We start from the raw sequence: 14790 nt of genomic DNA, 5'->3' as shown, positions 1-14790 counted from the left end.
CCATTTTTTTTAGCAATTTACTTTATTATCACCGTATTATTGACGATAAAGAACCCGCAAAATTTTGTGTAAATACCATGAGCCGCATTTCTAACGTCATAGATTATTTTTCCTTTTTGATCTCTTTTTCGCACTTTATAAGGGCCAGGTTTATGTGCCCAAGCAGGAGGGTACATGGAATTTTTTTCCGCTATAAATCGATAGAGATGGTAATCCCACCTAGCCGATTCGTTAGGAGTACAAAATAAGGCTATAACATAGTTAGGGTTATATAGATAAGCAGTACTTTCATCAAAATTATCTAATGGAATAAGACCATCATTCATGACTGCTTGTATTAGCACCTTATAATTATTTCGGAGGCGGTAATAAGGCTGTCCACTGCTATATACTCCGGGCTGTGGGGAACTGATCTTTGTTCCTGATGCGAAATTACAGCCATAAGCATAGCAATTATTATATTTCATCCTATGGCGATCGTTATTCCAATATTGTTTATTAAAAATACCTGCTTGAATGTGATACAGTTTTTTCGTTTTCCTATCAATGAAATCTGTATCACGAATTTGGCCAGGGCCTACATCATGTATCCCGTATCCTTTTTCGCTGACAGTAAAAATAGATTCAGGCTCATTATACTGTATTAAATTAGAAGAATTATCTGGTGTTAAATTAGAATTACTCTTTAATTTTTTGGGATGCATATTTTTTATTTCATTTATTATCTCATCTTTCAATGCAGGATCATCATGAAAATCTCTCAATAAAAATAAAGCCGCTTTTTTACTTAACTCCAGATCTACTTTCCCCGTCGTATCGGAACAGTAATAAAAGCGATGGGGTAAATCATCCAGGACACCCTCATCTCTTTCCTTACCGGTGAGTAAAACTTCAAGTCCGGAAAAACCAAGTTGGCCTACAGGATAATGGCGACTGAAACCAGCAGCAGTGTCTTGAAATAACCATAATAGATCATACATATTTATATTTTTTGTATAAGGAGGGTAACTCCAAGTATAATTAGGCCGCCCTGAAAAACAGAGCAATGTAACTCTGATCATAATGACCTCTTATAATATTTTTATTTTTTTTAACGTTGCAAATTCAATTAATTTAATGATTGGCGTGAGGCGTTTATTTATTTTGTTTTTATTAAGCTATAGTTGGGCTGTGAAAAATATCTTTCACCCGTTTATTGAACCAAGATTGATTGCTGATTGAATGTGATTGAAAAAACTCTATATATTTAAATTTAGCACACTATTTTATAATTACAATTAGAAATTATGAAATAAAAAATACTTTAAATTCAATAAATTGATTGATTTTTGGTTAATTTGGCTGGTGAGTGAATTGACTGTGCGGCACGAAATTGGCTAACGATTTAAGGCAATGAAGGGTTAAAAGATGACATAAAGGATACTGGGTTGAGTTTAATTTTCATTCAGCATATCAAGATCATATAAGTTTATATCTATCTGTTTAAAAATAGGTTTTTCTTATCCATTGAAGTAAAATTTTTATTTCTCATTTATTGCCAATACAGAGAATAACCGTTCTGATTGGATTTTTTTTGCGTATCAGTCTAGATCTTTACTCTACATAAAAGGAATGTACCCAGATGTTGGAAATAGCCCTTGAAGCAGTAAATAGCATTAGAAAAAAAACGCAGGATGCATTTAATGAAGCGGAGAAATTTGATTATAAACCTGACCGCTCCATTGTGACCCAGACTGATCTCATGCTGGAAACTGAAATTCGTAACATATTTGCAAAGCGCAGTCCGGGAGTCTCCGTTTGGGGAGAGGAATACGGCCTGAATGGCGCAGAAAAATTTGATTCGGGCTGGGTGATTGATCCGATTGATGGCACCAGAGCGTTTTTATATGGCATTCCCTTATTCAGTACGTTGATTGCTTTTGTTGAACAGGGAGAGCCTGTAGTTGGGGTCATGAGTTTTCCGGCCATTTCAACCACCTTTTATGCAGCAAAAGGCAAGGGGTGCTGGAAAAGCGTAGAAGGCAAGCCGCAGCAACAACTGAAGATTGCAAAAAACTCACCGGAAACGGTGGAACAGGCGGTGATCACGGCCTCAGGAATACACAGTACAAACTATAACCTTGCTGATGGCACAATCGCTTATGATTTGGATTCAGTGGTAAAAACAGCGCGGGATTTTACGTTTGTCAATGATGCATACCAGCACGCGATGGTTGCTGCCGGCCGTTTGCATTGTGCTATCGATACCTTAATGAAACCGTGGGATAGCGCTGCAATTTTACCTTGTATCAGGGAAGCAGGAGGGGACTTCTGTTCGCTGGATGGTAGCCGGGAAAAAGTGATGTTTGGCGGCAGTTTGATATCAGCCAGTACGCCAGCATTGCTTGATAGCGTAGTGGAAATCATGAAGCCATCTACATCAGACTAAGGGCTCCAAATTTAATCAAATAATGAAATCCCCCCTAATTTTATAGGCCATATTCGGCGCTATTCATTTTCCGTAACAACCTAATTTTAGGTAAAAAAACTGTGCAGCAGATCATGTTGCACAGCACATTATCTGGCAAATTTTTGATGAGTTATGGATTTTATACCAATTTTGAGGGATAAAATTTATTATCATATCTTGATATTATCGACATATTATAAATTTACAAAATATTATATCGATTAGTAACTATGTATCTTCTAATTTGATTGCATATGGTGATTACTTTCGTAGATTATTCTTTCGATCAAGGATATGATGCACCCACTTTGGGGCATTAGCTTGATTTAAAAGTAATCATATCCGGTACATATAAGATGCAATGAGCGACATTGCAACTTGGCGGTGCAGGGTATCAATGAAGATAGGAGAGTGATATGACAGTATCATTAGAAGAAAATCGCAAACTAAGTAGCACGGAAACTGAAGTATTGAGAATATGCCAGGATGTACTGCAAGTGGAATCGATGAAAATTTCAGATGATTTCTTCAGTCTTGGCGCAGATTCCATCTCCTTAGTTGAAATGCAAATTTTTATTGAGCAAGATTTAGGCAAGAAAATCGATTGGAGTGATGTACTCCGGTTTCGAACGGTAGAATCTCTTGCTACTTTTATTGAATCAACCCATCGCCTTCCTCCTCAGGACAAAAGGGATATTGAATGGCGTGGGGTTAAATATGCATTTCGTGTAATCGGTGATATCAATACTTCGACCGCAGTGCCGAAGTTGATTATTGCTGGTGGTTTTCAAGATATGTACTCCTTGCCGCATCTTGAATATCTTCTCAAAGATGACGGCCCACTTATCATGGTTGATTTACCGGGTACAGGCGCTGCGGACGATGTGCCTAAAGATGAGGGGTTCGAGTTTCTTGCTGAGTGTATTCTGCAGATTTTGGATGTTCTTTCCTTGCAGAAGGTCAATCTCATCGGTATTTCTTACGGTGGTTCCACTGCTCTGGAGTTTTCTCATCGTTGGCCTGACAGGATTAATAAAGCCGTATTGATTGGTGCTGCGTTGACTCAGCCCCTTAATATTCAAGAACGGTTCAATGAAGCGTTTAAATTACTCCATGAAGAAAAGTATGATGAATCTATCGAGCTTATCATTTCATGTATTCTTTGCCTTGAACCGGGTGTTGATATCTTAGGAAAAGATACAACTTACAAACTGCTTAAAACGACATTGCAGGAAACAATCCGCCACTTGGGTGATAGGCATGAAGGGCTTCAAAGACGTCTTTTGAACCAAAAGAAATACGAGAAAATTGAGAATTTTGACAAGCCAATTTTATTTGTGACAGGCGAGCATGACATCATTACACCGCCTGAAAATGTTAAATATTGCGCTTCTATTTTCCCTGGTTCAATCTTTACGACTGTCAAGAAAACAGATCATTTGGTTATGGTTGAACGCCCGGATGTTTTGGCTGATCTTCTGATTCGGTTTTTCAATGATAAAGGTTTTTCCGATATCAATTATTTGAATGAGATTGAAACTATCAATTAATAGTTTCTTTTAAAAAGAAAGGAAAAAATAAACTCGATAGTATGCAATACTGATCGGGCACTCCCCTTTCTTTTTAAATTGCAGCGTTATTGGCTGTGTCGGTATAACCCAGTCATATTGTAAATTAACAATATAACTGGGTTTTTTCTGTTGTCGCGCGGCATGTTGAAATCTATTGCTTAAATCTCAGCAGGTTGGAATATTAAATAAATTGCGATTTAATTTAAGCATATTATTTAATTAACAATCCCCCTAAATAATGGGGGAGAGTATGCTGTATTTTAAAGGTGACAAACGAGGGCGGTATCAAGGCAGTTCCGTTGATAATCACTCCAATAACCAGGAGGTTGACTGACAATATCGCTTTCCATCAACATAGGCTTATGCCATTCAAAATGTTTTAAACCGGCTTTATTGATGGCATCCTCATATTGTTCACGGCTCCAGCGGTACATAGTGAAAGGACTGCGGGGAGTCGTCATAAACTCAGCTTTCACAAGAGTGGTATCTTTCACCGGCTCTTCACTGAGTACTTTGATGGAATAATTCATGTAATTCCCTTTTTCCAATCGGAAATCGGGTTCAAATGTATAAGCGACAAATTTACCGGAAGGCTTGAGGTGGTCTGCAATCACACGAAACATTGTTTGAAGATCTTCAAGGGATTCGGCGTGGCAGAATAACCAAGCGGCGACAATGAGATCAAATTTGCCCAAGTGCCCCATCTTACAGACATCACTTATATGGAATTCAATGCCATCGTTATATTGCTGTGATTTATTTCTGGCAATTTCGATCATTTTATCGGATATATCGACACCAACAACTTTGGACGCCCCAAGTTCTTTAAATTTACGACCAAAAAGACCATATCCGCATGCTAAATCTAGCACAGATTTTCCTTGTACATCCCCGGCCAGATTAAGCATAGTGCGGATTTCCACATTAATATGTGGCGTTGAATCTGAAAAGCTTTCGTAAAGATGTGCAATAGGATTATATAAAATATTATCTTTCATTACCTTTCACCCTTAATTAAAATTAAATGCTTTTATGGAAGATACTATTTAGTATTGATGTAATATTTAATGGTTTTTTATTTATATATATTAAGGGATTGATAACAAAGCAGGTATAACTATTTTTATCTTGGTTCCATTATTTACAACCCACATTAAGTGGGTTGATATATTTATTCTTCAGTTCCTAAAAAGCGATGAATTGCCCTGAGTACTGCCTCTGGTTTTTCTGCATGCACCCAATGCCCGCAACCGGCTACAACCCATGCTGTCGCTTTTGGGAATTGGCTGATAATATCTTCCCGGTACGCTTCTGTAATGTAATTAGAATTCCCGCCACGAATAAACAGAGCAGGTTGTGACCAGGCGGGAATACGCTCCCAGCCGATAATTTTTTCGTATTCTTTTTGCAAAATCGACAAATTAAATTTCCACTCGCCCTGATTGAATGATTTCAGTAAGAATGGAATAACGCCATCTTCCTGAATATCTTGCTGCATAATCTCTGTCGCTTCTTTCCGGCTTTGTACACCTGATTCCGTGACTTTATTCAACGCTGCAAAAATGCTGTCGTGGCGGCGGACGGAATAGGCAACGGGAGCGATATCAATAACCACAATTTTCTCGATACGCTCTGATGCGACGGCGGTCATGGTCATGGCAATTTTTCCGCCCATCGAATGCCCGATGAACGTGGCCTTTGGCACATTCAGTTCATCAAGGAGGGCCAAAACATCTTGGGCCATATCACGGTAATCCATGTTTTCCATTCTTGGCGAAATACCGTGATTGCGTACATCAATTTGAATCACTGGGTAATGTTGCTGTAAATCGCGGCCTAATATCCCAAGATTATTCAAATCCCCAAAAAGACCATGAATCAGAACAATGGGCGTAGATGACCGGGGATTATCCGGTGTGTGAAAGTGATAATTTAACTGACTGTTTGATTTCATGATTTGCCTGAATTTAATACGGTTTAGACTGGGTTTAATATTGAGGTATTTAATATCATGTCACGCAAACAGTGACAAATCCACTGAGGTGATAAAGTTGTAACTGCTTGATTTATTTTAGAGGAAAGACGCTTTTTTTAAAATTAACTATTTTAAAAAGAATCACTTTAAGTTATTGAAAGTTTAATTGTTTTGTTTTGTGGCATTATATCCTATAATCCCGGAATAATTTTTTCATTAAGAACAGTACTGGATAGAAATGAAAACGATAGAAGTTGATGAAGAACTTTACCGCTTTATTGCAAGCCAAACCCTGCATATCGGTGAAAGTGCATCTGATATTTTACGGCGCATCTTGAAATTGGACGCCGGGCAGCCAGTACAAATTACACCGCCTGCCAACGATCCTGAACCAGTTGTTAAAGCTCCAGCCGCGCCGCGTCCCCGCGATTCTGTCCGCGTCATTCGTGAATTACTCCTTTCTGATGAGTATGCGGAAAAGAAAAAATCTGTTGAGCGCTTTATGTTGATCCTGTCTACGCTGTATAGCCTGGATTGTGAGAGTTTTTCTAAAACAACTGAAGCGATGCATGGCCGTACCCGTACCTATTTTGCGGGTGATGAGCATACACTGTTGGCCAATGGCAAACAGACCAAGCCTCGTCACATTCCCGGCACTCCTTTCTGGGTTATCACCAATACCAATACTGACCGTAAACGCAGCATGATCGAGCATGTAATGCAGGATATGCAGTTTCCGGCAAATCTGATTGAAAAAGTGTGCGGCACTATCTGATTTACTTGGTTCACCGTTTTTCGGTTTAGTGAGTTGATCATTTAGCTGCTTTAATCCGCTGAACCTATTTATACTGCACTGGAATATAACCCAGTGCAGTCTCTCAGGAGAAAAAAAGTGGCAATTCATCCAAGAGCGGGGCAGCTTGCCCAGCAGCATGATTTAATCAATGTTGCCCAGCTCACCTCCCAATATTATGCTCTGCAACCACATCCAGAAAACCCAGCACATAAAGTCAAATTCGGCACTTCTGGTCACCGTGGCAGCTCCGGGCGCAATAGCTTCAACGAATCACATATTCTGGCCATTACACAAGCGATTGTAGAAGTACGTTCACAGGAAGGGATCTCCGGGCCATGTTATGTGGCTAAAGATACCCACGCACTTTCAGAAGCCGCCTTTATTTCTGTTTTGGAAGTATTAACGGCAAATGGGGTGGATGTGATTGTGCAGGAAAACAATGGTTTTACGCCGACCCCAGCCATTTCCCATGCTATTTTGTGTTACAACCGTCAGGGAAAAAATCTGGCTGATGGCATTGTGATTACGCCTTCCCATAACCCGCCAGAAGACGGTGGCATTAAATATAATCCACCTAATGGTGGGCCAGCCGATACTGATTTGACTGCGGTTATAGAACAGCGGGCCAACGAATTACTGGCAGATAATCTCAAAGGGATCAAAAGGCAGTCTTATGAGCAGGCACTGAAAAGCGAATATCTGCATCAGCAGGATTTAGTTGACCCTTATGTCACGGCACTGGGCGAAGTGGTAGACATGGCCGCTATCCAGAATGCGGGGCTGAAAATTGGCATTGATCCGTTGGGTGGTTCAGGTATCGCTTATTGGCAGCGAATTGGTGAATATTACAACCTCGACCTGACATTGGTGAATGATAAAATCGATCAGACATTCCGCTTTATGACGCTGGATCATGACGGTGTTATCCGTATGGATTGCTCGTCCCGTTGGGCAATGGCGGGTTTGCTGGAGCTGCGTGGAAAGTTTGATTTGGCCTTTGCCAACGACCCGGACTACGATCGCCACGGGATTATTACCCCGGCTGGTTTAATGAACCCTAACCATTATCTGGCGACGGCCGTGGACTATTTATTCCGTCACCGCCCACAATGGCCTGATAATATTGCTGTCGGCAAGACACTGGTTTCCAGTGCGATGATCGACCGTGTTGTTGCTGATTTAGGGCGTGAATTAGTGGAAGTCCCTGTTGGTTTCAAATGGTTTGTCGATGGGTTGTACAAAGGCGAACTGGGCTTTGGTGGGGAAGAGAGCGCTGGCGCATCCTTTTTGCGCTTTGATGGCACACCATGGTCAACGGATAAAGATGGCATTATTCTTTGTTTGTTGGCGGCTGAAATGACAGCTATCACGGGCGAAAACCCACAACAGCGCTATGACAAACTGGCTTCTCGGTTTGGAACACCAAGCTACAGCCGTATTCAGGCTGCGGCAACCCATCAACAAAAAGCTTTGTTATCCAAACTTTCACCCGAAATGGTTAAGGCTGAGATACTGGCCGGCGATCCAATTACCGCCCGTTTGACGACGGCATCTGGTAATGGCGCTTCCATTGGTGGTTTGAAAGTGATGAGCGATAACGGTTGGTTTGCTGCTCGTCCATCCGGCACAGAAGAAGCCTACAAAATTTATTGTGAAAGTTTTCTTGGTGCTGAGCATCGTGAAAAGATTGAGCAAGAAGCTCAGGAAATCGTTAATCAGGTATTTGCTGCGGGTTAATTGATTTTTTAATCGGCCAAACCGGAGTGTTTTTTTGCGGTTTGGTCGATTAAAAGGAGATATTCTTAGTAATCAGCGGCAGCTAAAGAAAAGCTACAATATGTAGTATCAAAATAAATCAGGGTTTTTGGATAAGCATTGAATAAAAGATCTAAACCGATTCCTATTTCATTAGCTGAAAATAAAGAAGTAAAGAGACTATTTTGGTTCTTTAATTCTAAATATAATTCTTTTACATGATTAAAGTCATTCTTTTTATTTGAAAAATGAAAGTGAAACTCTTCTTTTTTTCCAGGTGATAAAATTTTATTCAGTAGATTATTTTTATTTGTGTCTTTTATATTCACGAGTATTTCAAATTCCGACTGGTTCTCTATATATTGATATATATAAGACATTTTATGCTCCTTATTATCGGGTGATTGTGGAAAGGATGTGCTTTTATATTGCTGGTATTAGTAAATTTTATCGTTCTCATCATAACTTTTGATGTCTTATTTGTTGTTTTATTTAAAATATAGTTTTTAATTATCAGTTTTAATTGGTTTGGTTTGTTTATTTTTTAATTTGCGAAGCCGTAGCAATTGCTTCGATTTGGTAAATAGGTAATATATATTCTTATGAGTTGATTTTAGCTAAAGAAAAACAGCTAAAATTAATGTCAAAACTAATCAAAATCATTTCGTGAGAAATATCGTTGAAGAAATAATCTAATCCCATTCCTACTTTATTAGCTAAATACAAAGAAGTATAGATATCATGTCCAGTATTTAGTTTTACGTATAATTTTTCCATATGATTAAAATCATGGATATTGTCTGAAAGATCGATATAAAATCTCATTGCTTCTTCTATCACTAGTCTGGTATTCAGTAAATCCTTTCCTTTTGTGTCTGTTATCTTGACATCTATTTTATAACCTGTTTTGTTTCTTACATATTGGAGTACACGAGGCATATTATTTTCCTTTTTCCTGGTGTTTCGATTGCGACAATAAAGTGCCTTAATCTTCTTCATCAATTGGGACTAATAAAACTTGATAACTGAATTGATCAAAAAATATTTTAAATTCATGATGAGAATTGAACATTCGATCTAAATGAGAAAGGGCTGATATTGGGGAAACTGTCTGGCTAATGAGGAATTTATCTATACTCATAAATATATTACAATATTCAATCTGATATTCTTCATTTTTAAATTCAAATAAAGCAAATGAGGAAGGAGAAATATCTTGCTTATCAGCTTTAACCTGACTTTTTTCTTTTAGAGTGATAGTTATCTTTATATTGCTGTTGTTGGTAAATTTTATCGTTTTCATCATAATTCCTGACAGATTACTTATTATTTTTATTTAAAGTATAGCTTTTTTGTTTTTAATTAGTGGTTTTATTTTGTTTTGTTGATGATTTATTTAATTAACAAAATATTTGTAAGTTTTTTTATTTTACTAATAACTATTGGTTTAATTGTTTTTATGAAATAGGGAAGTTTTTTTATGATGAGTGTCTCAATATTAGATCCTCCTTTATTCTACTCCCTCTATTTTTCAATAAAGGAGGATGTTATTTTTTGAGTTAATGCTTCAATTACACTGGTTTTTTTATTCGTGGTGGATATTTCCCATATCTAATGGATTTCAATCTGCAATCAGCAAAGTGATAACGTGAAAGACAGAAAGAACATAAGAAAGGTTTGTGTATGAAATCCGACTTTTGGAGAAGAATTTATCTTATTGCATGCAGCAGCTCATTTATTTTATTGCTCATGAGTGGTTGCACAGATAGATATGATTTGCTCAACACACAGGAGAAACCGGTGATGGCACAAAGTTTAACTCAGGTATCAGGCGAACACGTTTTTTGTTCTACGGAAACGTCTGGCTTAGAATCAAGGGTTTCTCAGGCGTCTGCACACTGGGTAGATAAGCAAACCCTATTATGGTCGGAGGGGGCAGGTAAAGCGACTGTCCGATTGTATTACAATCGAGATAATAGAATCGAGGCGAATAACCAAGGTTGTCTTACAGATCAATATCTGACGCTCACACCAGCAACATTGAGTCAAACAACGGCTGAAAAATTTCCCCATTTAGCCAAATGGGCGGCATTCCGTTTACCAGAGGGAACGGATATCGATCTTCTTCTGACGGGGGATTTGGTGGCTTTGGCTGCTAATGAGCAGGGCACAATCGTATCCGCAACCCAAGTTCAAACGGCAGGGGTATTGGATGATCGTTTTGCGGATGTTGCCGAAACACTGGAATATGGTGCAAAACTCAATGGGAAGGGGGTGCTTTTCCGCCTTTGGGCACCGACTGCCCAAGAAGTGGCTCTGATTATCTACAATCAGGATAAGCAGGAAATTGCCAGGCATGTGATGGAACGCGATGGAAGGAGCGGTTCTTGGTCATGGCAGGGGAATGCTGCTTTAGTCGGTGTTTATTATCGTTATGCGCTGGCGGTGTTTCATCCATACAGCCGTCATGTGGAACGCTATGAGGTGACAGATCCTTATTCCCATAGCCTGTCCACGAATTCGGCATACAGTCAGGTTATCAATCTGGATGATCAGGCATTGAAACCCCAAAACTGGGATAACCTGTTGGCACCACATCCGCAAAATACGCCTTCAGATATTGCACGCATGACTATTTATGAAGCGCATATCCGCGATCTGTCTGCTGCGGATAGCACGATCCCTGAAGCGTGGCGTGGTAAGTATCTGGCATTGACAGCCAATAACAGTGATATGTTCAGGCACCTCAAGACACTGAGTCAGGCAGGGATGACCCATATGGAGCTGCTGCCTGTGTTTGATATCGCTTCAGTTAATGAATTCCGTCATCAGGTAGCCGATCTTGAAAATCCGTTTAGCCGCTTATGCCAAATTAATCCGATGGTGAAAAACAGCCGTTTTGCGGGTTATTGCCATAGTTCACTGACTGTGCGGCAGGTTTTGCAGCAATTGCAACGTGAAGACAGTATCTATAATCCACAATTGCAAGAACTTAATGCAATGATTGCAGGAACGGACTCATATAACTGGGGATATGATCCGTTTCATTACACTGTGCCGGAAGGCTCCTATGCGACTGATCCGGAAGGTTCCAGCCGTATAAAAGAATTTCGCGCCATGATACAGGCCATCAAGCAGCAATTAGGTATGAATGTGATTATGGATGTGGTTTATAACCATGCTGATGCTGCCGGCCCGACATCTCGAACGTCAGTCTTGGATAAGATAGTGCCTTGGTATTATCACCGTTTGGATGAAATAACGGGCCAAGTTGAAAATCATACCTGTTGCTCTGATACTGCACCGGAGCACCGTATGTTTGCCAAATTGATGGAAGATTCATTGGTGACTTGGGTTAAAGATTACAAAATAGATGCATTCAGGTTTGATTTAATGGGGTATCACCCTAAAGCTCAGATCTTGTCTGCATTGGCAAAAGTGCGTGAAATCAATCCATCAGTCTACTTTTTTGGTGAAGGGTGGAATTCAGGTCAGGATGATCGGTTTGAAAGCGCATCACAAGTGAATCTCAGCGGAACAGGTATCGGTACTTTTTCTGACAGACTAAGGGATGCAGTGCGTGGCGGCGGGCCATTTGATTTTGCTAATAACATTCGCATCAATCAAGGCATCGGGAATGGCGCAGGAACATTGCCCAATGAAATTGCTCGCTTAAATGCCGATGAAGTACGTGATTTACTGGATCTCGTGCGTCTTGGCATGGCTGGCAATTTAGCCGACTTTGTCATGGTCAATAAAGATGGTGAAATAAAAACAGGTCAAGAGATCGGTTATAAGGGCGTGGCGGCGGGCTATGCTGCAAATCCCACGGAAGTATTGAATTATGTATCCAAACACGATAACCAAACATTGTGGGACATTATCAGTTATAAGGCTGCATCTCAGGCAGATCTGGGAGTAAGAGTGCGCATGCAGGCTATTTCTCTTGCACCGGTCTTCCTTGGGCAAGGTTTGGCGTTTGATCAACAAGGCTCAGAACTACTGCGTTCAAAATCATTTACCCGCGACTCCTACAATGCAGGTGATTGGTTTAATCGTGTTAGTTACGATTACCGAGATAATAATTATGATGTGGGACTGCCAGAATATGGCAATGATGGCGTGAATTATTCATTGATTAATCGTGTGAAAAATCAGGTAAAAAAACCTGGCCGCGATGAATTATCACAAATGATGGTTTTTTATCAGGAACTATTGCAGTTACGCCAACTCTCTCCGTTAATGTCTCTTGGGGATGGCGCAGCAGTTAAACAACGTGTCAATTTTGTGAATGTTGGCCCGCGTCAGCAAATCGGGTTATTGGTCATGACCATTGATGATGGTAATACGATTTTTGAGGATCGTGATGGGCGATTTGATGGCTTGGTGGTGATAATTAATGCGGCACCGTGGTCTACTCCTGTTAACGGCCTTAATGTGCAGGGGTTGAAATTGAATGATATTCAGCGTGAATTGGGGCAATCTTCTTTGGCTGCGGGGATACGCATAATGGAAAATGGTGAAGTCATCATGCCAGCTTGGTCGGCCGCTATATTAGTTTTGCCACAGGAAGGGATGCGGGGAAGAGGGCTGCCTGTCCGTCACCGCCATCAATAAAACAGCAACCAAAAAATAAGCCTTTGGGAGTATATACGCGCCGTACTTCAAGGTGCATGTATTATCATCCCGCGACGCGGGATGATAATACATTGCTTCCTGAAACTTGGAGTTAATAGGGTATAGATAACCGTATGTTTATAAAATAGTGACTGGAGTTAGCGGGAGCAGCCAACAAATCTACAACGTGGATGGCAACGGAAATATTCACCTAAAATCAGAGGCTTTTAACTCCCCCTTAGCTTTTCTTCAACGATATATTGCATCTGGCGTTAATAAATAACGCCAGATAGACATGAGCCATTGCTGTTCCATAATGGTTCCTGTTTTATTGGTCGAAATACTTATTTTCGTAAATACCTATGCTTGTATTTCATAAAACTCACTTCGATTTTGTTGTGTGTTATCGTGGATATCGTTACGACCAATAACATTATAATCAATACAATCATGTTATTTATTAAAGGGCTGCTGAAATCAAGATATCTTCTTCCGGCTATCATTGGCATAAAATTGGCATTCATATTTTTTTGTAATATGTATGTTGCCATTGTAATAGTTAATATTATTGCTGCATGGGTTAGATATATTGAGCATGAAATACGCCCCAAATGCTGAATGTATTTATCTTTTAGATATAAGGAAATTACACCTTTTTCATATGCAAAGATAAAAACAGCAATAAAGAAAAGGAAAGTACAAATCATGTTCTTTGATTCACCTTGATAAGCAAGAAAAAAAACAATAAGTGCTAAACATATTGATTCTAGAGTACTTGCTACAAGAGTGCTGATTTTTATATCAGGCAATGCTTTGAAAATACTATAAATAAAAGCACCACCAAAGAAACATGATACCCCGCGAGCAATATCTTGCTCTTTCAGCAACGCATTATTGCCACTAAAAAGAAGCCATAAAGACACGATAGATATTGATACCCATACTATAGGAGAAATATTGAGTTTTCTAAATACATTAATTGTCAGATACAATAAAATATAGATATAAAATTCAACACTGAGACTCCATGATGGGTAATTAAATGACAGAGAATCTGTCCAAGGCGTCCATGATTGGATTAAAAACAAATTCGGCAACGCTTCTGATGGAGAAGTTCTTCCAGTAAACGGCAGCGTATCAAATTCAATCCCGGAAAATTTATGGATTAATAGCTTACAACATTCTAATGCTATGAGTATGAATAACATGAAAACATGGATAGGGAATATTCTAAAAAATCGTGCGGTCATGTAAGGAATAAATTTTATTTCCTTATAGGCATAATTATGCGCTAACACAAACCCGCTGAGAACAAAGAAAAACTCTATTAAAATATCACAATTGCGAAAGAACGCAATCTCAGTGAATGCGCCAACAATATGTAAATGGCGGGCAACGACAATTAAAGCACAAATGCCTCTAAAAGCGTCTAGGGATTCAAATCGCTTCATTATCTTAATCAAAATGCAAGTTATAACACATATACTCACATATGGTTTTTGTAAATAAAATTACTATTTATAAATAGTAATTTCAAATGTGCGAAAAATGATATTTTCTATTTTTGTAAAAGTGATGGTAAATTTATCTTTTGGATTGGGTTGGTCAGGCGATTTTATTAAATTAG

Annotated in this window: 12 protein-coding genes; 5 read left to right on the top strand and 7 right to left on the bottom strand. The window is 39.3% G+C overall.

The features are described from left to right. Positions 1–17 precede the first annotated feature (17 nt). Positions 18–1061: a hypothetical protein gene (locus BM100_RS01615; protein ID WP_092507292.1), complete on the bottom strand. Its 1044-nt coding sequence runs from the start codon at positions 1059–1061 to the stop codon at positions 18–20. 560 nt (positions 1062–1621) lie between these two features. On the opposite strand from BM100_RS01615, the gene BM100_RS01610 reads away from it, so the two are divergent. After that, complete coding sequence (locus BM100_RS01610) at positions 1622–2428, top strand: inositol monophosphatase family protein (RefSeq protein ID WP_092507291.1); 807 nt, start codon at positions 1622–1624, stop codon at positions 2426–2428. A 437-nt stretch (positions 2429–2865) separates the two neighbouring features. Beyond that, complete coding sequence (locus BM100_RS01605) at positions 2866–3999, top strand: alpha/beta fold hydrolase (RefSeq protein WP_092507290.1); 1134 nt, start codon at positions 2866–2868, stop codon at positions 3997–3999. A gap of 281 nt (positions 4000–4280) precedes the next feature. Here the strand turns inward: BM100_RS01605 and BM100_RS01600 are convergent, their stop codons facing one another. Next, positions 4281–5018 carry a class I SAM-dependent DNA methyltransferase gene (locus BM100_RS01600; protein ID WP_092507289.1) on the bottom strand — a complete coding sequence of 246 codons (738 nt, stop codon included), beginning with the start codon at positions 5016–5018 and terminating at the stop codon, positions 4281–4283. Positions 5019–5191: 173 nt separating this feature from the next. After that, positions 5192–5974, bottom strand: coding sequence for an esterase (gene ybfF / locus BM100_RS01595; protein ID WP_092507288.1), 783 nt, complete (start codon positions 5972–5974; stop codon positions 5192–5194). Positions 5975–6233: 259 nt separating this feature from the next. Here ybfF and seqA point away from each other — a divergent pair, with 259 nt between their 5' ends. Continuing rightward, on the top strand, positions 6234–6770 hold the full coding sequence (gene seqA, locus BM100_RS01590; RefSeq protein ID WP_092507287.1) for a replication initiation negative regulator SeqA: 537 nt from the start codon (positions 6234–6236) through the stop codon (positions 6768–6770). A 117-nt stretch (positions 6771–6887) separates the two neighbouring features. Further along, positions 6888–8528, top strand: a complete 1641-nt coding sequence (pgm, locus tag BM100_RS01585) for a phosphoglucomutase (alpha-D-glucose-1,6-bisphosphate-dependent) (protein WP_092507286.1) — start codon at positions 6888–6890, stop codon at positions 8526–8528. Positions 8529–8593: 65 nt separating this feature from the next. On the opposite strand, the gene BM100_RS01580 is transcribed toward pgm, so the two are convergent. The 3 genes from BM100_RS01580 to BM100_RS01570 all read right to left on the bottom strand — a co-directional run bounded on the left by BM100_RS01580 (position 8594) and on the right by BM100_RS01570 (position 9852). Beyond that, the gene (locus tag BM100_RS01580) at positions 8594–8926 is read right to left on the bottom strand and encodes a hypothetical protein (RefSeq protein WP_092507285.1); all 333 of its coding nucleotides are present in this window, start codon (positions 8924–8926) and stop codon (positions 8594–8596) included. 220 nt (positions 8927–9146) lie between these two features. Further along, positions 9147–9485, bottom strand: a complete 339-nt coding sequence (locus BM100_RS01575) for a hypothetical protein (protein WP_092507284.1) — start codon at positions 9483–9485, stop codon at positions 9147–9149. 46 nt (positions 9486–9531) lie between these two features. After that, complete coding sequence (locus tag BM100_RS01570; RefSeq protein ID WP_153044893.1) at positions 9532–9852, bottom strand: hypothetical protein; 321 nt, start codon at positions 9850–9852, stop codon at positions 9532–9534. Positions 9853–10349: 497 nt separating this feature from the next. On the opposite strand from BM100_RS01570, the gene pulA reads away from it, so the two are divergent. Then, on the top strand, positions 10350–13163 hold the full coding sequence (gene pulA / locus BM100_RS01565; protein ID WP_092507282.1) for a pullulanase-type alpha-1,6-glucosidase: 2814 nt from the start codon (positions 10350–10352) through the stop codon (positions 13161–13163). Between the two features lie 344 nt (positions 13164–13507). On the opposite strand, the gene BM100_RS01560 is transcribed toward pulA, so the two are convergent. Further along, positions 13508–14614, bottom strand: coding sequence for an acyltransferase family protein (locus BM100_RS01560; RefSeq protein ID WP_092507281.1), 1107 nt, complete (start codon positions 14612–14614; stop codon positions 13508–13510). Positions 14615–14790: the final 176 nt, after the last annotated feature.

Origin of the sequence: Xenorhabdus mauleonii (assembly GCF_900113945.1) — a bacterium.
In the GTDB taxonomy this organism is placed as follows: domain Bacteria; phylum Pseudomonadota; class Gammaproteobacteria; order Enterobacterales; family Enterobacteriaceae; genus Xenorhabdus; species Xenorhabdus mauleonii.
The sequence above is the reverse complement of the archived record's forward strand: the minus strand, read 5'-3'. Positions and strand labels throughout refer to the sequence as shown.

What these genes read in the sequence shown, in the direction of transcription:
- BM100_RS01560 (WP_092507281.1), bottom strand. Translation starts at nt 14,614, where the DNA reads ATGAAGCGATTTGAATCCCTAGACGCTTTTAGAGGCATTTGTGCTTTA.
- seqA (WP_092507287.1), top strand. Translation starts at nt 6,234, where the DNA reads ATGAAAACGATAGAAGTTGATGAAGAACTTTACCGCTTTATTGCAAGC.
- pulA (WP_092507282.1), top strand. Translation starts at nt 10,350, where the DNA reads ATGGCACAAAGTTTAACTCAGGTATCAGGCGAACACGTTTTTTGTTCT.
- ybfF (WP_092507288.1), bottom strand. Translation starts at nt 5,974, where the DNA reads ATGAAATCAAACAGTCAGTTAAATTATCACTTTCACACACCGGATAAT.
- BM100_RS01570 (WP_153044893.1), bottom strand. Translation starts at nt 9,852, where the DNA reads ATGATGAAAACGATAAAATTTACCAACAACAGCAATATAAAGATAACT.
- BM100_RS01610 (WP_092507291.1), top strand. Translation starts at nt 1,622, where the DNA reads ATGTTGGAAATAGCCCTTGAAGCAGTAAATAGCATTAGAAAAAAAACG.
- BM100_RS01615 (WP_092507292.1), bottom strand. Translation starts at nt 1,061, where the DNA reads ATGATCAGAGTTACATTGCTCTGTTTTTCAGGGCGGCCTAATTATACT.
- BM100_RS01575 (WP_092507284.1), bottom strand. Translation starts at nt 9,485, where the DNA reads ATGCCTCGTGTACTCCAATATGTAAGAAACAAAACAGGTTATAAAATA.
- BM100_RS01605 (WP_092507290.1), top strand. Translation starts at nt 2,866, where the DNA reads ATGACAGTATCATTAGAAGAAAATCGCAAACTAAGTAGCACGGAAACT.
- BM100_RS01600 (WP_092507289.1), bottom strand. Translation starts at nt 5,018, where the DNA reads ATGAAAGATAATATTTTATATAATCCTATTGCACATCTTTACGAAAGC.
- BM100_RS01580 (WP_092507285.1), bottom strand. Translation starts at nt 8,926, where the DNA reads ATGTCTTATATATATCAATATATAGAGAACCAGTCGGAATTTGAAATA.